Annotated in this window: 17 protein-coding genes and 1 tRNA gene; 11 read left to right on the top strand and 7 right to left on the bottom strand. The window is 58.5% G+C overall.

Annotation, left to right across the window (positions count from 1 at the left end; genetic code table 11):
* Window positions 1-38 precede the first annotated feature (38 nt).
* Both H3T89_RS00730 and H3T89_RS00735 read right to left on the bottom strand, forming a co-directional pair.
* Complete coding sequence (locus H3T89_RS00730) at window positions 39-614, bottom strand: DUF1643 domain-containing protein (protein ID WP_198215926.1); 576 nt, start codon at window positions 612-614, stop codon at window positions 39-41.
* Window positions 615-1785: 1171 nt separating this feature from the next.
* A complete protein-coding gene (locus tag H3T89_RS00735; RefSeq protein WP_198215928.1) occupies window positions 1786-2238 on the bottom strand; it encodes a hypothetical protein in 453 nt (150 codons plus the stop codon).
* 1186 nt (window positions 2239-3424) lie between these two features.
* Between H3T89_RS00735 and H3T89_RS00740 the strand changes: the two genes are divergently transcribed.
* Complete coding sequence (locus tag H3T89_RS00740) at window positions 3425-3622, top strand: hypothetical protein (RefSeq protein ID WP_198215929.1); 198 nt, start codon at window positions 3425-3427, stop codon at window positions 3620-3622.
* A 43-nt stretch (window positions 3623-3665) separates the two neighbouring features.
* On the opposite strand, the gene H3T89_RS00745 is transcribed toward H3T89_RS00740, so the two are convergent.
* From H3T89_RS00745 to H3T89_RS00765, 5 genes are all read right to left on the bottom strand, one after another.
* On the bottom strand, window positions 3666-4445 hold the full coding sequence (locus tag H3T89_RS00745) for a hypothetical protein (RefSeq protein WP_198215931.1): 780 nt from the start codon (window positions 4443-4445) through the stop codon (window positions 3666-3668).
* 380 nt (window positions 4446-4825) lie between these two features.
* A tRNA-His gene (locus H3T89_RS00750) sits at window positions 4826-4901 on the bottom strand.
* A 120-nt stretch (window positions 4902-5021) separates the two neighbouring features.
* Window positions 5022-5480 (bottom strand): ASCH domain-containing protein, encoded by a 459-nt coding sequence (locus H3T89_RS00755; protein WP_198215933.1) that lies wholly within the window; start codon window positions 5478-5480, stop codon window positions 5022-5024.
* Window positions 5470-6039, bottom strand: coding sequence for a DNA-deoxyinosine glycosylase (locus H3T89_RS00760; RefSeq protein ID WP_198215934.1), 570 nt, complete (start codon window positions 6037-6039; stop codon window positions 5470-5472). The genes H3T89_RS00755 and H3T89_RS00760 overlap by 11 nt, the downstream gene beginning before the upstream one ends.
* Window positions 6036-7034, bottom strand: a complete 999-nt coding sequence (locus tag H3T89_RS00765) for a YwiC-like family protein (RefSeq protein WP_198215935.1) — start codon at window positions 7032-7034, stop codon at window positions 6036-6038. The genes H3T89_RS00760 and H3T89_RS00765 overlap by 4 nt, the downstream gene beginning before the upstream one ends.
* Window positions 7035-7145: 111 nt before the next feature.
* Between H3T89_RS00765 and H3T89_RS00770 the strand changes: the two genes are divergently transcribed.
* From H3T89_RS00770 to gmk, 10 genes are all read left to right on the top strand, one after another.
* The gene (locus H3T89_RS00770) at window positions 7146-7514 is read left to right on the top strand and encodes a DUF488 domain-containing protein (protein ID WP_198215936.1); all 369 of its coding nucleotides are present in this window, start codon (window positions 7146-7148) and stop codon (window positions 7512-7514) included.
* Window positions 7515-8079: 565 nt separating this feature from the next.
* The gene (rpsL, locus tag H3T89_RS00775; protein WP_015022141.1) at window positions 8080-8451 is read left to right on the top strand and encodes a 30S ribosomal protein S12; all 372 of its coding nucleotides are present in this window, start codon (window positions 8080-8082) and stop codon (window positions 8449-8451) included.
* Between the two features lie 3 nt (window positions 8452-8454).
* Window positions 8455-8925, top strand: a complete 471-nt coding sequence (gene rpsG / locus H3T89_RS00780; RefSeq protein ID WP_015022140.1) for a 30S ribosomal protein S7 — start codon at window positions 8455-8457, stop codon at window positions 8923-8925.
* A 26-nt stretch (window positions 8926-8951) separates the two neighbouring features.
* A complete protein-coding gene (fusA, locus tag H3T89_RS00785; protein WP_015022139.1) occupies window positions 8952-11078 on the top strand; it encodes an elongation factor G in 2127 nt (708 codons plus the stop codon).
* Window positions 11079-11273: 195 nt separating this feature from the next.
* Window positions 11274-12473 carry an elongation factor Tu gene (tuf, locus tag H3T89_RS00790; RefSeq protein WP_015022138.1) on the top strand — a complete coding sequence of 400 codons (1200 nt, stop codon included), beginning with the start codon at window positions 11274-11276 and terminating at the stop codon, window positions 12471-12473.
* Between the two features lie 236 nt (window positions 12474-12709).
* A complete protein-coding gene (efp, locus tag H3T89_RS00795; RefSeq protein WP_015022137.1) occupies window positions 12710-13273 on the top strand; it encodes an elongation factor P in 564 nt (187 codons plus the stop codon).
* Between the two features lie 22 nt (window positions 13274-13295).
* A complete protein-coding gene (gene nusB / locus H3T89_RS00800) occupies window positions 13296-14006 on the top strand; it encodes a transcription antitermination factor NusB (RefSeq protein WP_198215937.1) in 711 nt (236 codons plus the stop codon).
* 196 nt (window positions 14007-14202) lie between these two features.
* Entirely contained in the window at window positions 14203-15432 is a 1230-nt protein-coding gene (gene carA / locus H3T89_RS00805; protein ID WP_198216174.1) for a glutamine-hydrolyzing carbamoyl-phosphate synthase small subunit, read from the top strand.
* On the top strand, window positions 15425-18799 hold the full coding sequence (carB, locus tag H3T89_RS00810) for a carbamoyl-phosphate synthase large subunit (RefSeq protein ID WP_198203448.1): 3375 nt from the start codon (window positions 15425-15427) through the stop codon (window positions 18797-18799). Before carA ends, carB begins: the two co-directional genes overlap by 8 nt.
* 97 nt (window positions 18800-18896) lie before the next feature.
* Window positions 18897-19532 carry a guanylate kinase gene (gene gmk / locus H3T89_RS00815; protein ID WP_232348401.1) on the top strand — a complete coding sequence of 212 codons (636 nt, stop codon included), beginning with the start codon at window positions 18897-18899 and terminating at the stop codon, window positions 19530-19532.
* Window positions 19533-19585 lie beyond the last annotated feature (53 nt).

A 19585-nucleotide genomic window follows, 5' to 3' on the forward strand; every position in this document is an offset into this window, starting at 1 on the left:
GCTAGATATAAGTCTGGTACTTATTGTTTTTCTTTAAATCACAACTCTCTTGGCCATTTTTGAATATGTAAATTATCAGCCGAAGTAGGATAGCGGGGTTGTCCCATTTTCGTAGTGCCTAGACAGTAAATTCCAGCCTTTGGCAACATTGCCCATACTGATTTACAACGATGCATAAATTTTGGCGGATTACCTGATCCATTTCCCCAAGCAACAATGATGCTATCAGAATATTGACTGATTGCCTCTCTTATAAATTCGTCGTTTTCAGGGCCAATTGCGTCTTTTATTCCCTGAAATGTTTGTTTGCCAGAAGATCCGACACGGGCATAAAGATTGACTATTGCTATGCCATCATGGGATAGATTGTTTTTACAATCCCAGCATTGGACGAGCTTTATGCATTTATCTATAGCGGGGTCGTCAACGTATTCGTCGCCCGTAGAAGGGTTTTGCATAATGAAGCACGCCAAATTCGGCTTTTCAGCGTTGGTGTTCCATTCTCTGGTAAGCAGGTAACGGTATGCTCTTTTTTTGTCTTTTGAATCAGCAAAAACTGCCGTCTGTTTCATGTTTTGTACTTGCGGCAAAAGTGAAGAAGGTTTATCTACCATGATTCTCCTTTCAAAATAGATTATAGGGTAAGAGGCATTAAAATATACCGAGTTGCATAGGCTGTCCGTTTTACCATTGTTTATGAGTTATTTGAGTATTATGGAGCAAGCTACTTTTTTGCATTTCGGAAAGATTGCATTGTATCGAGGAAAGCTGCATACTTTCACATGTATTATCCTCACTGTCAAAGTACCTAGTGTTCATTAAAAGTATGAAGCGTTTTACATAGTCAATTTCGAGGTTCTGTATGCAATCGCCCTTTTTAAGCTCTGTTCACTACAAATCTGTAAGGTTAATGTGACTAACATCAATTACTTAACCGCTAGCGTAGCACTAAAGATATTTGGAATTAAAATAAATATGTGAGAACCAAGTCCATCATCAACTACTCTCCCTGATCTTTGAGCGCCACTCTTCTAATTGCCAACTATTTCTTTCTTTCACGGTCTTTAATCTTTAAGCTAATCGGAACAACTTTCCGCAAACATGAACCTCGACTACAGGACTGCATATGAGAAAGCTTGCACCGGTTCCTTAGAAACGCGAAATGAACATAGTGGTCGTTAATTCGTATGTTAATTGTCAGGATTTCTCATTGATGGTACATAGATGGCTCACAACAATGGTTTAGAAAGTGCTTCTGCATACATGAAAACCCCTGCTTATCGGTCGCGAGTAGGGGTTTGCGGTGGCGAGATAATGCGGCTTGAACGCTCGACCTCATGAACCACAATTGGTGTCTATCCGATCTTCACTTCTGGTCGATACGCAACTTTTCGTTGGTCAGCGACCCGGGGCATTTGCTGGACATCAGCAACAAGTCGGCTTGCCGGCCCGTGCCTGCCACGGCGGGAGGGTTCGTCAAGATACCCGCCCAGGGGGCCGTGCCAATCCTACGCGCCAAGACCAGGTAGGGTGCCGCTCGTTTTCAAGGTAAGGACAGCGATGGGAGACTACCAGAGCGAATACACACAGTAAATAACGTGGGTTGGCTCCAAGCTCGGGTCATTAGTGAGACCAGCAACGCTAATCTGACGGTGGCGGTGGTACAGCACCGTCTATCTGCGCACCAAGAACGGTGCCTCATGAGGGCCCTGATGCGTGTAGAACTGCAGGCTCTCTGGCCTGAGTCAGCAGAAGAATCATACGTTCTCAGGGATGCGAGACCTGTCAGCCCTGATCCTCCGTTGCAGGCGTTTGTCTGACGACACGTACGGGTCTTTGAGCGCCGATGGCCCACCACAACCATTTGTGGACGATCTCGTTTTCTAAAGCTAGCAGAACGAGGCTGAAAGCGACCACTGCCAATCCTATGACAGTCTGTAACGGCCAGGACACGTCCCAGGCTTTGATTCGCAGCACTCGGAAGAAGAAGAGTTTTGCCACATTCAAGGTCAGTGCGTTCAATGCGTAGAAGACCAGGCTGCCGCGTCCAATATATTCCAGAATTGTATTGCTGTTGATTGCCATGGCCAGTTCCGTGCAGGCGAATGTGCCCGCGGTAGCCGCAATTACTTGCAACAGGAGGCTCGCTGTCCCATTGCCGTTGGCGTTGCTGAGGACGATGACAACGCACGCGAACACCATTAAGCAGCCCAATGTGATTGGTGCTATTCGAGACATGGTAAGTTCCTTCACCCACGACCGCAATGAAAGCGCCAGGAGCATGTATCCCGCAGCTTGAATGCCTCGTGGAATCTGGAGGGGAATCCGGATTGTGGGGATAAACGTTGTATATAGGCCGTAAATGAGAATGAAAGCTATACTAGTCAGGGCTAGGAGGGGTTTTCTGTAAATCAATCGGGAAAGAGCATAGGTGATGACCTCCCCGATGAAGAAAGCCCATAAGAACCACAAACCGTTCCCATGATAAAAACGTCGACTAGCTGCCGGCCCAAATCGTAGTCATGAGCAGAACGGAATGTTGTTGCCAGGGAGCTTTTTAGGAGCATGGCCACGGGTTTTGCCAAGAAGTAGAGGGAAAATATGTAATAAGGGACAAGAAGGGTCAGTACCCTGCGTCTCAGGAATTGGCCGAATGGTTTGTTGCTGTTGAGTGTGAATCCGCCAAGGAAATAGAAGAACGGCATGTGGAAAAGGTAGATGACCCATATTGGCACGGCCAGCGCAGGCAGTCAGACACTTTGCCCATCTCCGTTTGGAAGGTGGCCGAAACTGACAAGGACAATTCCGATGCCTTTGGCGACGTCGATCCATGATATGCGTCCTCGCTTCTCTGTCATAAGGCTCAATTCTATATGAAGTGTCTCCCAACTGGAATGAAGGAGTCCACTTGACCGAGCTTTTGCAAGCCTTGCTGGAGGCCGTAATCCCCATGCTGCTGACCGGGCTGAGTGGGGCCTGCGGCTGTGGCTGTGGAAGAGCCACTGCAGAAAGGAGGCCAGGGGCAAGGCCATCGAGGTCGGGTTGCCACCCTTCAGCGTTCGGAGCTCAAGGAGGACCACCACCGGTTCTGTGACCTGCATGAGCCGTTGGAGGTGGACCTAGCCGAGGAGTTTGATCGCATTTATATTGCCTACCACGGTCTGGGCGGCAATGGTACCGGTACCAAATTGTATGAGTAGATCATGGTCCTGCCCACCATAAGCAGGCGGGGCTTTCCGCATTTATAGAACGTAAGCCATTCCTTTCCGGGTTGGCTTTTCTTATGCCCTGTCGGGGGCGGATCGAAGGAGTGATAGGTCACCCTATACATCAGCAGCAAAGGATGAGCCCGCCCCGTTGCGGCGTGCACACGTGTACACGCTTGGGGAGGCTCTGGCCGCACTCGACACGGCGGAGGAGACGCATGGCTGACATCCAGGTGCTTATCGCGCGTATGCGCAACTGGTGCGATGTGACCGACATGGGCTACAGTCAGACGGGTCATTGGGGCTGCAAGCCGGTCGGCGGTTCCTGCGGCTGCTCCAGCCGGGTGCTTCATAGCTTGCAGGAGGCCGGGTTTGATACAGGCGGTGCCTTCTACACGGGCAGCCTGAGATGCTAGCTGACCGCCCTTGGCTGGGTGCGCCTGTCGGTGGACGGGAACCTCATGCCCAGGGGACATCCTGCTCAACGACCGGGATCATGTGGCCGTGTGTGTGGTCGGCCTGGGCTTCATCAGCTTCGTCCACCCTGAGATCGGAGGTTTCATCTCGACAGCGGCAGGAGCCATCGCCGGAGGATTTGGTGTCGCCCACAACCCCTGCGCCTGGCAGGCAAGTAGCCACACACAACAGTCGCCCTCGTTTCGGGAGACCGGAGCGGGGCATTTTTTGCGTTTTGTAGAAGAAACGGCTTATTCCTGCTTCGAATCGTCTAAGACGGTGCAGGTGCCAGATCAGCCGTCGGCTCGTCCGAGATCCGTATGGCCCTGGTCGGTGGTGTCGTAGTGTGGTCCTTTGACATTGTGGGAGCTTGGTCTGCGTGTCCTGATCTGGGTCTCCCGGGAAGTATCCCAGGCACTGCTTATGTTCATCATCGTACAGAAGGATGCCCTCGGCTTTCCTCACGCCAGGCGTGTTGGAGATAATATGCGGAAGCAGTGCATCATTGGGGGAGGCAAAGCTTAAAAGCGAAGGATTGACCAGGATGTAATGGTGGGTCTTGTCGACCAGATGCCGCCGCTTCAAGGCAGTCCTGATCTCCTCGCTCGTCGCATCCATAAGGAGCGCCGGCTTTCGTTTGTCTTTGAGCATGCCGGCTATCCTGCCGGCCTCATGCATCGCTCCGGCGTCCATGAGTTGGGCGAAGAGGATGACGCTGATGGTTACTTGCTTGCCGCTCTGCCGGCTTTCCTCCTGCTCCATCCGCTGCATTTGGGAATCCATGAGCGGCCGGCCCTCCTCCACGGCTTGCAGGAGGGCCAGGTTCATATCACGCTGGCCCACTGGTAGGTGAGTATGAAAAGGCCCTCCCGTATCACCTGGATGCGCGCCTCGAACAGATCACCGACCATGAGCGGGAATCCGGCCTCAGCCGGTAGGGCCGCGAGCGCCTAACAGCCATCTATCAGCAGATCAGAGTCGTCCTCGTCGCCATCAGATAGGGAGCCATTGAGAGGACCGTCAGGGAGATTCAGCACAGGTACCGGTATGGTCGCTAGCTTTTGCCCACTGCGGTACACGAATGGCACACAAAATTTGGGAGTAAGACGGTTCTCTCACATATGAGAAAATGCTACTTCCTGAGCGGGAGTAGAGGTTGGATGTGGGGTGGCTAACGCGGCTCGAACGCGCGACCTCCTGAACCACAATCAGGTGCTCTACCGACTGAGCTATAGCCACCATAGTGAATCGACCCGCATAGCGAATCAATGCAACAGATGAAACTATACACGATGGTATGACATGGCACGCCGGTGAAGTGTCCCCAGTGCGGTAAAGACCGTGCTTGTCATTGGGCCTTCAGTTCACGACCATGGCCTCTATATAAAAAGCCTCCAGCACCACCAGGGTCCGATCTTCGACGATGAAGTTCGGATCATCCAGCGCTTGTCGCATGTTTTCTGAGGTCCAGAAGGACTCATGAGCCTCACGCCACTCAGTAAGGCTTCTATAGCCTTCTCCTTCGTTCAGAACATGCTGCAGCGTGACCAGGCCAAGTCGGGTCACGCTTACCGAGGCATATCTGAGGACTGCAAGCGGCTGGTCGTCTGAGTCCACCAGAACCGTTCGTCGGCCGGAGGAGGGGAGTGGTTCATGATCGTGGATGAACTCTGCCATAAGGCTGGTCGTAGCAGCTTTGCGCCCATCCAGGATTGCTTCCACCAGGCGATCACGTTCCGGACCGGGGAAGGCGAATTCATCCTTGGGAAGATTCGCAACATCCTGGGCTTTGACCGTTGGTATTTGTCTATTCGCCATAATCGTTGTGATTGTCTTGCCTGTCAGGCTCTTTACCGTCGAGCACTTTGCTTATGGGCTGGTAGGCCTTGATCAAATCAGCCAGACTCATGGCGGCGTTGGCAGGGCTGGTGGATGGCAGATTGATCATCGTAGGTCGATACCCCTTCTTCTCCAGATCCGGCAGGCAGTAGCGACGGTAAAGCTGACCGGCCTTGCGTCCTGTAGTGAATATGGTGTCGATAGGCGCACGGTCCAGCAAGCCGGCGATGTCGGTAGGTACGACATTGGTGATTGAAGCATCGGAGGCACCATGGATGTCGCATTCCTGGATGACATCCCAGAGTGCTATGTAGTGATTTAGGACAAATCGGGCGCGGACCGCCGGATCGGGCTCTGGAACAGGCTGGTGGAAGAGCGCCGCCAGCACGGGCCAGAAGCGGTTGCGCGGAAACATGTAGTAGAAGCCAGCATCGCGCGAACTCGGGCTGGGAATGGATCCCAAGATCAGCACACGGGAACGGTGGTCCCAGACAGGGCCGAACTCGTGGGTGACGTGAGTGACTGAACCCGCAGTCATGCGCCAAGCAGGCCTGTCAGAGACGCGGTCATCACGTCAGCCTGTGCAATCACCAGAATGAAGACGAGAAGGCTGGTTGCGCATTCGACCAAGCCCACATACAGCACAGGAATACGCCGACGACGGGAGATGGCAGGCAGTAGGGCCGCGCGCACCAAGAGAACCAGGGCCGTCAACAGAGTCCACCATCCCGCGGTGTGCACCATGACAACTCCGACCAGGCAGAGGGCCAGGTTCCAAGCCAGCGAAAGCAGGTAGCACCAGGTCTTGCCGCGCTCCCGAATCATGGTCTTGACGAAGATGACCGAACCGAACTGGGTTACAGCGAAGACAGCTGCACTGACCACTCCAACTGACGGCAGGGCGGCGCTTGGCAGGAATCCACTGGCGAAGCAGTCCACAGCAGGATTCGGCTGACATCCGAAATAGCCGGTGTTGGCACCTTCCAGTCCTGGTCCCGGCTTCTGGAATCGTGACCCTAGGGAGACGGCGATCAAACAGAGCGTGCAGGCCGCAATCACGGCCACGGTATCGTTCCACCAGGAGCGTTCCCTGCGCATCCAGGCGGCGGCAAAATTCAACACGCCTAGGATCAGGTAGAGCGGCGCCCATCGCAGGAGCCCAGGGGTGCCGACCAATAGGATCAGCCCGGTCACGGCCGTGAGTAGGGCATATCCCAAAGCGGGTGTCGCGAATCTGGCGGCTCGGTGCGAGACCATCCATCGTGAACCGGTGAATTCAAAGCAGTAGCAGAAGGCCCAGGCGACCATGAGCAGCAGGCTCCTCCAGGTTGGGCCTCCGACCAGCAGACCGGCCAGGCCCGGCATCAAGGCCATGGCCCAACCGCCAATCTGGTCGGGTATCCACAGGCGCCGCCACTGCCGTCCCTTGGATCCAGATCTGGTCGATTTTGACGATTTGCGGGCTTGAGGGCTTGGTCTGCTGCCGCTTGATCCGGCGGCCTTGCCCTTGTCTGCGTCTGTAAGCATACTCATCAGCCTACGCCCTGGTATGGCTGTCGCTGCCTCTTCCGTAATGCCGATTCGGTCAATATCATGGTCGAAGGAGTCATGAATCATACGGGTTCCTGGTTCAGGAGGTAGATGATGGGTCAGGTGGATATCAAGCGCGTATACGAGCAGGCCGCTAATGAGGACGGGGTTCGTATCCTGGTCGACAGGCTTTGGCCGCGCGGTGTCAGCAAGGAGCGGGCAGCCCTGTCCGGCTGGCTTAAGGAAGTCGCTCCCAGTCCAGATCTGCGGCGCTGGTGGCACCATGATCCGGATCGTTTCGAGGACTTCGCCCGCCGCTACCGCACTGAGCTGGACGATAACCCCGCCTTGGAGGATCTGCTGAGCATCGTACGCGAACACGATCGGACGACACTGGTCTATGCGGCCAAGGATCCAGCCGTCAACCATGCCCTGATCCTGCGCGACTACATCCGTCAGGTTCTTGAGAAGGAAGACAAGTAGCCGCCTGGCCATGTACAAATTTCAGAGCATCTAGGACGTTGACGTTTATGTCAACGGATGCCGACACCTTACGTCACCATACACGCGGTTTTATATTTCTGGCATCTATATTCACTGGCCCAGACATGCTATGTATTTTCCGATACCTATGTATTAGGAAGCTGTTATAGGCGGGCTCCCGTTCGTTTATTGGGAATATTGAATATAGGTACACGCAAGAGTCGGTTAAAGGTCTGTTGCAAGGGCCTTTCTCTTAATGGTTCCGGTGCGACACCACAGTAAGCAAAGCCTAGAGCATACTTCCAAGTGCAAGACATGGCCATGTCTGCCCCAGTGATATACTTTTCAACGTGTGTGCCGACAGCACGCCTTATGTCACAGGTGGGCTTGTCGGGATATCCCCGGATTCGAAGAGTGTAGGCAGCAATGCCCGGCAGGAGGGTCAGGGGCCATCGGGCCGGTGGACAGTGGCTGATCTCTCCTCCTGGGAGCGACTGCGGCTGCGGTGCGGCGGTCTCGCAGTGCAAACGAAGACAAGTTCATCGAAGGAATCGGAGAGAGTCAGTTGCCAACAATTGAACAGCTCGTCCGCAAAGGGCGCAAGGCCAAGCCTCGCAAGTCGAAGACTTTGGCACTCAAGGGCAGCCCGCTGCGTCGCGGCGTGTGCACCCGTGTCTACACCACCACACCCAAGAAGCCGAATTCGGCTCTGCGTAAGGTTGCCCGTGTCCGTCTGAGCTCCGGCATTGAGGTTTCCGCCTACATCCCCGGCGAGGGCCACAACCTGCAGGAGCACTCCATCGTGCTGGTGCGCGGCGGACGTGTCAAGGACCTGCCCGGCGTGCGCTACCACATCGTGCGCGGTGCGCTGGATACCCAGGGAGTCAAGGATCGCAAGCAGGGCCGTTCCCTGTACGGAGCAAAGAAGGCCAAGTAACACATGTCACGCAAAGGACCAGCTAAAAAGCACCAGCTCCTGCCCGATCCCATCTACGGTTCCACCGTGGTGGCCCAGCTGATCAACAAGATCCTGCTGGACGGCAAGAAGTCCATCGCCGAGAACATCGTCTACACCGCCCTGGAGCAGGTCAAGGAGAAGACCGACCAGGAGCCCGTGGCCGTGCTCAAGCGAGCCCTGGACAACATTCGTCCCAGCCTGGAGGTCCGCAGCCGTCGTGTCGGCGGCGCTACCTATCAGGTCCCCGTCGAGGTCAAGCCGAACCGCGCCAATACGCTCTCGTTGCGGTGGCTGACCGATTACAGCCGCGCCCGTCGTGAGAAGACCATGTCGGAGCGGCTGGCCAACGAGATCCTTGACGCCTCCAACGGCCTGGGTGCCGCGGTCAAGCGCCGCGAGGACACCCACAAGATGGCCGAGGCCAACAAGGCGTTCGCCCACTATCGCTGGTAATCCCAAGAGAGCGAGAACAAGGAATTATGGCACAAGACGTGCTCACGGACCTGACCAAGGTCCGCAACATCGGCATCATGGCCCACATCGATGCCGGCAAGACAACGACGACCGAGCGTATCCTCTACTACACCGGCGTCAACTACAAGATCGGCGAGACCCACGACGGCGCCTCCACCATGGACTGGATGGACCAGGAGAAGGAACGTGGCATCACGATCACCTCCGCCGCCATCACGGCCTTCTGGAACCGCCAGTCCCACGATCCTGAGGACCGCTACCAGATCAACATCATCGACACCCCCGGCCACGTGGATTTCACCGCCGAGGTGGAGCGCTCCCTGCGCGTGCTCGATGGCGCTGTGGCGGTGTTCGACGGCAAGGAGGGCGTGGAGCCCCAGTCCGAGACCGTCTGGCGTCAGGCCGACAAGTATGGCGTACCCCGCATCTGCTTCATCAACAAGATGGACAAGCTGGGCGCCGACTTCTACTACTCGGTGGACACCATCAAGGACAAGCTGGGCGTCAAGCCGCTGGTCATGCAGCTGCCCATCGGCGCTGAAAGCGACTTCCATGGCGTGGTCGACCTGGTGCGCATGGTTGCCTACTACTGGAAGGACGAGGCCGACCTGGGCGCCAAGTACGACACCATCGACATCCCTGACGACCTCAAGGACAAGGCCGAGCAGTACCACACCGAGCTGCTTGAGGCCGTGGCCGAGTCGGACGAGGATCTGCTGGAGAAGTACCTGGGCGGCGAGGAGATCTCCCAGCAGGAGATCCGCAAGGCTGTGCGCAAGATGACCATCGAGCAGACGGCCTTCCCGGTCTTCTGCGGGTCCGCGTTCAAGGACAAGGGCGTGCAGCCCATGCTGGATGCGGTCGTGGACTACCTGCCCAGCCCCGAGGACGTGCCGGCCATCAAGGGCTACAAGATCGGCGACGAGTCCGTCGAGATCGACCGTAAGCCCACCGTGGACGAGCCCTTCTCGGCCCTGGCCTTCAAGGTTGCCACCCACCCCTTCTATGGCAAGCTGATCTATGTGCGCGTCTACTCCGGCAAGGTGGCCCAGGGCGATACCGTCCTGGACTCGACCAAGGGCAAGAAGGAGCGCGTCGGCAAGCTCTTCCAGATGCATTCCAACAAGGAGAATCCGGTCGACGAGGCCATCGCCGGCAACATCTACGCCTTTGTCGGGCTCAAGAGCGTCACCACCGGTGACACCCTGTGCGACGAAAAGGAACCGGTGGTGCTGGAATCCATGACCTTCCCCGATCCCGTGATCGAGGTGGCCGTGGAGCCCAAGACCAAGGCCGACCAGGAGAAGATGGGCATCGCCCTGCAGAAACTCTCCGAGGAGGATCCCACCTTCCAGGTCAAGACGGACGAGGAGTCCGGCCAGACCCTGATCTCCGGCATGGGCGAGCTCCAGCTGGACATCCTGGTGGACCGCATGCGCCGTGAGTTCCATGTGGAGTGCAACGTGGGCAAGCCCCAGGTGGCCTACCGCGAGACCATCCGCAAGGCCGTCATGAACCAGGAATATACCCACAAGAAGCAGACCGGCGGCTCCGGCCAGTTCGCCAAGGTGCTCATGAACTTCGAGCCCCTGGATACCACCGAGGGCGAGACCTACGTCTTCGAGAACAAGGTCACCGGCGGCCATATCACCAAGGAGTTCATCCCCTCGGTCGATGCGGGCGTACAGGAGGCCATGGAGTCCGGTGTGCTGGCAGGCTTCCCGGTCGTGGGCGTCAAGGCGACCCTGACCGATGGCCAGATCCACGAGGTCGACTCTTCGGAAATGGCCTTCAAGATTGCCGGCTCCATGTGCTTCAAGGAGGCTGCTCCCAAGGCAAAACCCGTCATCCTCGAGCCCATCATGGCTGTCGAGGTCCGTACCCCCGAGGAGTACATGGGCGACGTCATGGGTGACATCAACTCCCGTCGTGGCTCCATCCAGTCCATGACCGACGCCACCGGCGTCAAGGTCATCGACGCCAAGGTGCCCCTGTCTGAGATGTTCGGCTACATCGGCGACCTCAGGTCCAAGACCCAGGGACGCGCCATGTTCACCATGCAGATGGACTCCTATGCTGAGGTCCCCAAGGCCGTCAGCGACGAGATCATCAAGGCCCAGCGGGGCGAGTAATGCCGGTCCGGTCCGCCGCCACGGCGGGCCGCCGCAAAAAGGCTCTTCTGTCACAAGTCGGCGTTACACTCTTGTAGCGCTGACTGGGCGGAGGGCAAAAGTGGCAAAGAACCTGATAACCCAGTAATATGTAGCGAGTGCTCTGTGCGTGGTTCGCGCAGGCAACCTACGAGACGTCCAGGAGGACAAAACACAATGGCAAAGGAAAAGTACGAGCGGACCAAGCCGCACGTTAACATTGGCACCATCGGCCACGTCGATCACGGCAAGACCACCCTGACCGCGGCCATCTCCAAGGTGCTGCATGAGGAGTACCCGGACGTCAACCCCGAGTACGATTTCGCTCAGATCGATGCCGCTCCCGAGGAGAAGGAGCGCGGCATCACCATCAACATCGCGCACATCGAGTACCAGACTGCAAAGCGGCATTACGCCCACGTGGACTGCCCCGGACACGCCGACTTCGTCAAGAACATGATCACCGGCGCCGCTCAGATGGATGGCGCCATCCTGGTGGTCGCCGCCACTGACGGCCCCATGGCCCAGACTCGCGAGCACGTGCTGCTGGCCCGCCAGGTCGGCGTGCCGAAGATCCTGGTCGCTCTGAACAAGTGCGACATGGTCGACGACGAAGAGCTGATCGAGCTGGTCGAGGAGGAAGTCCGCGATCTGCTGGATGAGAACGGCTTCGACCGTGACTGCCCCGTCATCCGCACCTCCGCCTACGGCGCCCTGCATGACGATGCCCCCGACCACGACAAGTGGGTCCAGACCATCAAGGACCTCATGGATGCCGTCGACGACTACATCCCCACCCCTGTCCACGACCTGGACAAGCCCTTCCTGATGCCCATCGAGGATGTCTTCACCATCTCCGGCCGTGGCACCGTGGTGACCGGCCGTGTCGAGCGCGGCAAGCTGCCTGTGAACACCAACGTGGAGATCGTCGGTCTGCGGGACACCCAGTCCACCACCGTCACCTCCATCGAGACCTTCCACAAGCAGATGGACGAGGCCGAGGCTGGCGACAACACCGGTCTGCTGCTGCGCGGCATCGGCCGTGAGGATGTCGAGCGCGGCCAGGTCGTGGCTGCTCCCGGCACCGTGACCCCTCACCACAAGTTCGAGGGTGAGGTCTACGTGCTGACCAAGGACGAGGGTGGACGCCACTCGCCGTTCTTCTCCAACTACCGTCCGCAGTTCTACTTCCGGACCACCGACGTCACCGGCGTCATCACCCTGCCCGAGGGCGTGGAGATGGTTCAGCCCGGCGATCACGCCACCTTCTCCGTCGAGCTGATCCAGCCCGTCGCCATGGAGGAGGGCCTGACCTTCGCTGTTCGTGAAGGCGGCCACACGGTCGGCTCAGGTCGAGTCACCAAGATCATCGAGTAGGATTGCCTGTCGCTTGTCGACACGATCCAATGACGGGGCCCGGAATCCTATCTGTGATTCCGGGCCCCGCCCATATCCGGCGGGCTTCGCCGCCGGACCATCCACGGTGTTCATGCGCCGTGGCATAATAGGCGAGGATTTATCGCGAGCGGGCCGGATCCTGTGTGGCCCGGTGCTTTCGGCAGATGGCCAGGAGCCCTCCGAAGGAACGTTCATCAGAATGAGGTGGTATCAAGGTGGCACAGACTTCCAACGACATCAAGAACGGATCGGTCATCAACCTGGATGGCAAGCTTTGGACTGTCATCAAGTTCCAGCACGTCAAGCCGGGCAAGGGGCCTGCCTTTGTCCGCACGACCATCAAGGACGTCCTTTCGGGCAAGATCGTGGACCGCACCTTCAATGCGGGCATGAAGATGGACTTCGAGACCGTGGACAATCGGACCATGCAGTACTCCTACCGGGACGGCGACTCCTTCGTCTTCATGGACATGAACACTTACGAGCAGGTCAACATCCCCGAGGCCCTGGTCGGCGATCAGGAGCGCTTCCTGCTTGAGGGCACCGACTGCATTATCAGCTTCCATGATGGCAACCCTCTGTCTGTGGAGTTGCCTGCATCCGTGGTGCTGACCGTGACCGCAACCGAGCCCGGCGTCCAGGGCAACCGCTCCAACGCCGGCACCAAGCCCGCAACTGTGGAGACCGGGGCCGAGATCCAGGTGCCCCTCTTCGTAGGCGAGGGTGAGAAGGTCAAGGTGGATACCCGCGACGGCTCCTACCTGGGCCGCGAGAACTGAGCAAGGCGGAAACCACACATCCATGGCACGTTCCACAGCCCGCAAGCGGGCCTTGAACACCCTGTATGAGGCCGATGAGAAGAGCCAGGATTTCCTCTCCCTGCTGGAGGAGCGCAAGGCTCGGCCGGGGGCGCAGACACCTCTGCCCGCCTATGCCGTGACCATCGTTGAGGGCGTCGCAGAGCACCGTCGAGATATCGATGGGTCCCTACAGACCCATTCCACCCGGTGGCCGCTGAGCCGCATGCACGCCATCGACCGCAACATTCTGCGAATCGCCGCCTGGGAGATGCTCTACAACCCTGACGTCCCCGACAAGGTGGCCATCGATGAGGCTCTGTCCTTGGCCAAAACCCTGTCGGATGCCGATGCTCCCTCCTTCATCCATGGCGTTCTGAGCGCCTTGGAGCAGGAGAAGGATGAGCATCAGGCTCGTCGCGAACAAGCCGATCGGATCGCTGCCTTGGCTGATGCCGAGGCCGATGCGGACACTTCTGATGATGAATCCGATGGTGCAAAAGCAGAGGTTGCGGATTCCGAGCCTGCCTCCTCAAAGTCCGCCTATGCTGGCAGCGAGTCGGAATCGGTAGCGAGGGGATCTGCAGGAGAGGACTCCGATTCCGACCAGGTTCTTGACCATGCGGTCGACCAGTCGGCCCCAAGCTTGGACCAGCTGAAACTGACCTTACCGGATGAACTGACCCCCGGCGTGGATCGTCCTTCAGGCGACTGAGCAATGATCCGAATAAAGGCCGACCGATGTCCGCTGGCTGTTAGGGCATCAGGTCGGCCTTTTGCCATATCCGGACTGGTTGACCTGCAGTCTATCCTGCGAAATTTACCCAACGGTCTTGTGGATGATTCGACCGGCATAATCCATGGGGGTCATTAATATGGGTGCGAATATCCGCGGTAATCAAGGGGGTTCGGTGAACCTGAAAGACACCAACACCATCACCTCCGATAGCCGTTTCTCCAATCGGGCCTTGCTCATCCTTGAGGATGGGGAAGTGTATCCGGGGAGAGCCTTCGGAGCGGTGGGCACTACCATAGGTGAAATTGTTTTCTCGACCGGAATGACGGGGTATCAGGAAACCCTGACGGATCCCAGCTATGCACGGCAGATCGTTGTGCAGACCTTCCCCCACATCGGTAATACCGGTGTCAACGACCAGGACGGGGAGTCGGACAGGATTTGGGTGGCAGGGTATGTGGTCCGGGAACCCAGCCCCGACTTCAGCAACTGGCGGGCCCGTGGCAGTCTCCACGACCAGCTGGTCGATCAGGGCATCGTCGGTATCAGTCATATAGACACCCGCCGGCTCGTGCGGCACTTGCGTTCTGCAGGTGTCATGCGGGCCGGTATTTTTTCAGGCCCGGAGACAATGTTCAACGACGGCGGCAGGCCTGGAACCATGCAGGAACTCCTTGACCAGGTCCGTTCGGCCCCCCAGATGAGTGGATCCCACCTGACCGGCGAGGTCAGCACGGACAGGCCCTATATCGTCGAACCAACCGGAGATCGTCAGGGGAGCCAGCCCGTCTGCACGGTGGCGGCGGTGGATTTGGGAATCAAGTCAATGACCCCTCACAGGCTGGCTGAGCGCGGGTGCAGGGTCCACGTACTTCCCGTGGACACCACTATCGAGCAGATACAGGCCCTGGGGCCTGACGGGGTTTTCTTCTCCAACGGTCCAGGCGATCCATCGACCGCAAACGGGGAGGTGTCGCTCCTCAGACAGGTTCTGGATGCCGGACTGCCATTCTTCGGCATCTGCCTGGGCAACCAGCTTCTGGGCCGTGCCCTGGGCTTCGAGACCTATAAGCTGAAATTCGGTCATCGCGGCATCAATCAGCCGGTCATGGATTTGAGCACCGGTAAGGTTGAGATCACCGCCCATAATCACGGATTCGCAGTCAAGGCGCCCAAGGGGGACCCGGTGCCTTCGCCCTATGGTGAAGGCCGGTATGGTCGAGTCCGGGTCTCTCATGTCGATCTCAACGACGGAGTGGTCGAGGGTCTGGAGTGCCTGGATATTCCGGCCTTCTCCGTCCAATACCATCCGGAGGCGGCGGCTGGTCCGCATGATGCCTCCTATCTGTTTGACAGGTTCGTCACTTTGATGCAGGACGCCAAGGAAGGGAAGGCACATGCCTAAGCGGCAGGACATCCATTCGGTCATGGTCATCGGTTCGGGACCCATCGTCATCGGGCAAGCTGCCGAGTTTGACTATTCGGGGACGCAGGCCTGCCGGGTGCTGCGCGAAGAGGGGATTCGCGTCATCCTGGTCAATTCCAATCCCGCCACCATCATGACGGACCCCGAGATGGCCGATGCCACCTACATCGAGCCCATCGCCCTGCCCTTCCTGGAACGGATCATCGCCAAAGAGCGGCCCGATGCCCTCCTTCCTACCCTGGGTGGCCAGACCGCGCTGAATGCGGCCGTGGAGCTGGGCAAGGCTGGCGTGCTGGAGCGCTACGGGGTTGAGCTGATCGGCGCTTCGCTGGAGGCCATCGACAGGGGAGAGGACCGTGAGCTCTTCAAGCAGGTGGTGGACCAGGCCGGTGCCGAATCAGCCAGGTCCCGCATCGCCCACAGCCTGGATGAGGCCGAGGCGGTAGCCGGCGAACTGGGCTACCCCCTGGTCGTTCGCCCATCCTTCACCATGGGCGGCCTGGGCTCCGGTATCGCGCATGATCGCGAGGAGCTGAGGCGGATCGCCGGTGCGGGCATCCACTATTCGCCCACCGATGAGATCCTTCTGGAGGAGGGCATCGAGGGGTGGAAGGAGTATGAGCTGGAGCTCATGCGCGACCGCCTGGACAATGTGGTTGTGGTCTGCCCCATCGAGAATGTGGACCCGGTCGGCGTGCACACCGGCGATTCCATCACCGTGGCCCCGGTCTTCACCTTGACTGACCGAGAGTATCAGCGCATGCGCGACATCGGCATCGCCATCATCCGCGGCGTTGGGGTGGACACAGGCGGATGCAATATCCAGTTCGCCGTGAATCCGAAGAATGGCCGGATCATCGTCATCGAAATGAATCCCCGGGTTTCGCGCTCCTCGGCCCTGGCTTCCAAGGCCACCGGCTTCCCCATCGCCAAGATTGCGGTCAAGCTGGCCCTGGGATACACCCTGGATGAGATCGAGAACGACATCACCCGATCAACGCCCGCCTCCTTCGAACCGACCATCGACTATGTGGTCACCAAGATCCCGCGCTTCACCTTCGAGAAATTCCCCGGGGCGGATACGACCCTGACCACCTCGATGAAGTCTGTGGGCGAGGCCATGGCGCTGGCCGGAAACTTCCGTGAATCCCTGGGCAAGGCCATGCGCTCCATCGACAAGCGGCACATGACCTTCTCCTGGGATGGCCCCCGGCCCGACCAGGCCGAAACGGATCGGTTGCTGGAGGCCATGCACACCCCTACCGAGCATCGCTACCTGCAGATCCAGCGGGCCTTCTGGGGCGGAGCCACTGTGGAACAGGTTCACCAGGCCACCAGGATCGACCCCTGGTTCCTGGAGCAGATCAGCATGATCAATGACCTGGCCCTTCAGGTGCGCCAGTCCGAGGTTCTGGACGAAGACCTGCTGCGTCGGGCCAAGCAATCGGGACTGAGCGATCTGCAGATCGCCCACCTGCGCGGTATGGGCGACCAGGGCGAGGCAGTCGTCAGGGAGCTGCGCTGGGCCTTCGGTCTTCATCCTGTCTACAAGACCGTAGACACCTGCGCAGCCGAGTTCGATGCCGTCACGCCCTACTACTACTCCTGCTATGCCGACGAGTCCGAGCTGCGACCCCGGCAGCGCGAGGCGGTCATCATCCTGGGCTCGGGTCCCAACCGGATCGGCCAGGGGGTCGAGTTCGACTACACCTGCGTGCACGCCGTCCAGGAGCTGGGCAAGGACTATGACACCATCATGGTCAATTGCAATCCCGAGACGGTCTCCACCGACTATGACATGTCGGACAGGCTCTATTTCGAGCCTTTGACCTTCGAGGACGTCCTGGAGATCTACCGGGCCGAGAAGGCCATGGGACCTGTCAAAGGGGTCATCGTTCAGCTGGGCGGACAGACGCCCCTCTCCCTGGCGGCCAGGCTCAAGGCCGCCGGGGTACCCATCCTGGGGACCAGCCCCGAGTCCATCGACCTGGCTGAGAACCGCGAGCTCTTCGGTCAGGTGCTCAGCAAGGAGCATCTGAACGCTCCTCGGTACGGCACTGCCCTTTCCCTGGATGAAGCCAGAGATGCGGCCCATGCCATCGGTTACCCGGTTCTGGTCAGGCCCTCCTACGTGCTGGGCGGACGAGGCATGGAGATTGTCTATGACGATCAGCAGCTGGCCACCTACGTGGATCGCGCCCTGGAGGAGGCCAAGGCCGATACGGTGGTCTCTGGCCGCCTGCCCTCGCCCCTGCTGATTGACAAGTTCCTTCAGGATGCCATCGAGATTGATGTGGATGCCCTCTATGATGGGCAAGAACTCTATATCGGCGGAATCATGGAGCATGTGGAGGAGGCTGGGGTCCACTCCGGGGATGCTGCATGCACCCTGCCACCATCGACTCTCTCTGACGACCAGATCAACCGGTTGCGGCAGGCTACATTGGCTATAGCCCAGGGTTGTGGGGTCCAGGGACTGATCAATGTTCAGTATGCCTTCATGGCCAACACCCTCTATGTGATCGAGGCCAATCCCCGCGCCTCCCGGACCGTTCCTTTCGCTTCCAAAGCCACAGGCACGGCACTGGCCAAGGCTGCGGCGCGAATCATGGTGGGGGAGACTATCGAGCAGCAACGAGCCAATGGTCTGCTCTTGCCTGTCGGCGACGGCGGCATGGTCCGTGTCGGCCAGCCTGTGGCTGTCAAGGAGTCGGTCCTGCCCTTCAAGCGCTTCCGCACTCCGGTTGGCCGGACCGTGGATATCCTGCTTGGTCCGGAGATGCGTTCCACCGGAGAGGTCATGGGTTTCGATCGGGACTTCCCGCATGCTTTCGCCAAGAGCCAGCTGGCCGCATACCAGGGCGGATTGCCCGCCGGTGGGGTCGCCTTCCTGTCGGTCAATGACGCGGACAAGCGCCAGCTGCCCATGCTGGCCGCCCGTCTGCTTGATCAGGGCTTCAGCATCTGCGCCACCAGTGGCACAGCTTCCGTCCTGCGTCGGTACGGCTTCGACGTGGCTGTTGTCGACAAGATCAGCGACGGGGAGGAGCAGGGGCAGGCCTTCACTGATGCCGACGGGGTAAGACATATGGGCCGAAATCCTGTCCAGCTTATCGAGGACGGGGCCATCGACATGATCCTCAACACGCCCAGCTCCAGGGGTTCGCGCTCCGATGGCTATCTGATTCGCGTGGCTGCCATAGCAGCTGATCTGCCACAGTTCACAACCATTACCGAGTTCTCAGCTGCCCTGATGGCCATTGACGTGGTCAAAAAAGACGACTATGAGGTCATGAGCATCCAGGAACACGCGGCACGGCTGTTGGAGCTGGAGAAGGCCAGGTAGGTGCTGGCTATATGATTGACCCATGTTCCGGTCCAGTTACGCCGGAGGGTGACCTTTAGGAAAGGAAGTGGCCGTGTCAGCGATCAGCGGTGCCGACATGTCGAGTCAGGACTCTTCTCAGGACTCTTCGGGGGAACAGACCAGGAGGCAGGGGAAGACAGGCGGCCGGTTGATCGTGCTGACGGGGCCCACAGCCGTCGGCAAAGGTACTGTGGAAGCAGCCCTGCGCCATGCTCACCCGGAGGTCTGGGTCTCCGTCTCGGCTACCACCCGGGCACCTCGTCCAGGCGAAAAGGACGGCGTCACCTACTGGTTCATGGATGAGCAGGAGTTTGCCCGCAGGGAGGCTGCCGGAGATTTTCTGGAGACCGCCCTGGTCCATGGCATGTCCTACTACGGCACTCCCTTGCAGCCGGTCCTGGATCATCTGGCAGCAGGTGTGCCCACAATTCTGGAGATCGACCTGCAAGGGGCGCATCGTGTCCGCCAACGGGCGGGGGAACTGGGCCTGGAAGTCTTCTATATCTTCCTGGCGCCGCCCTCATTCCAGGATCTGGTCACCAGGCTGAACATGCGGGGAACTGAAAATGAGGAGCAGCGTGCCCGCAGGCTGGAGACCGCCAAGGTGGAGCTGGCCTCCGAGGGTCAGTTCGATCAGGTCATAGTCAACGACAGCGTGGATAAAGCAGCCCGGACGCTTTGGGAAGCAATCGCCAAGGAATACGGTCTCTGAGCACCTGGCCTTTACTTGGCCTTTATTTCAGAAGAGTCAAAAATCCCCCAATC

The organism is Bifidobacterium sp. W8114, from assembly GCF_016101165.1.
Lineage (GTDB): Bacteria > Actinomycetota > Actinomycetes > Actinomycetales > Bifidobacteriaceae > Bombiscardovia > Bombiscardovia asteroides.

Coding starts and splice junctions, on each gene's coding strand:
- H3T89_RS00730 (WP_198215926.1), bottom strand. CDS start 614: ATGGTAGATAAACCTTCTTCACTTTTGCCGCAAGTACAAAACATGAAA.
- H3T89_RS00735 (WP_198215928.1), bottom strand. CDS start 2,238: ATGTCTCGAATAGCACCAATCACATTGGGCTGCTTAATGGTGTTCGCG.
- H3T89_RS00740 (WP_198215929.1), top strand. CDS start 3,425: ATGGCTGACATCCAGGTGCTTATCGCGCGTATGCGCAACTGGTGCGAT.
- H3T89_RS00745 (WP_198215931.1), bottom strand. CDS start 4,445: ATGGATTCCCAAATGCAGCGGATGGAGCAGGAGGAAAGCCGGCAGAGC.
- H3T89_RS00755 (WP_198215933.1), bottom strand. CDS start 5,480: ATGGCGAATAGACAAATACCAACGGTCAAAGCCCAGGATGTTGCGAAT.
- H3T89_RS00760 (WP_198215934.1), bottom strand. CDS start 6,039: ATGACTGCGGGTTCAGTCACTCACGTCACCCACGAGTTCGGCCCTGTC.
- H3T89_RS00765 (WP_198215935.1), bottom strand. CDS start 7,034: ATGAGTATGCTTACAGACGCAGACAAGGGCAAGGCCGCCGGATCAAGC.
- H3T89_RS00770 (WP_198215936.1), top strand. CDS start 7,146: ATGGGTCAGGTGGATATCAAGCGCGTATACGAGCAGGCCGCTAATGAG.
- rpsG (WP_015022140.1), top strand. CDS start 8,455: ATGTCACGCAAAGGACCAGCTAAAAAGCACCAGCTCCTGCCCGATCCC.
- fusA (WP_015022139.1), top strand. CDS start 8,952: ATGGCACAAGACGTGCTCACGGACCTGACCAAGGTCCGCAACATCGGC.
- tuf (WP_015022138.1), top strand. CDS start 11,274: ATGGCAAAGGAAAAGTACGAGCGGACCAAGCCGCACGTTAACATTGGC.
- nusB (WP_198215937.1), top strand. CDS start 13,296: ATGGCACGTTCCACAGCCCGCAAGCGGGCCTTGAACACCCTGTATGAG.
- carB (WP_198203448.1), top strand. CDS start 15,425: ATGCCTAAGCGGCAGGACATCCATTCGGTCATGGTCATCGGTTCGGGA.
- gmk (WP_232348401.1), top strand. CDS start 18,897: ATGTCGAGTCAGGACTCTTCTCAGGACTCTTCGGGGGAACAGACCAGG.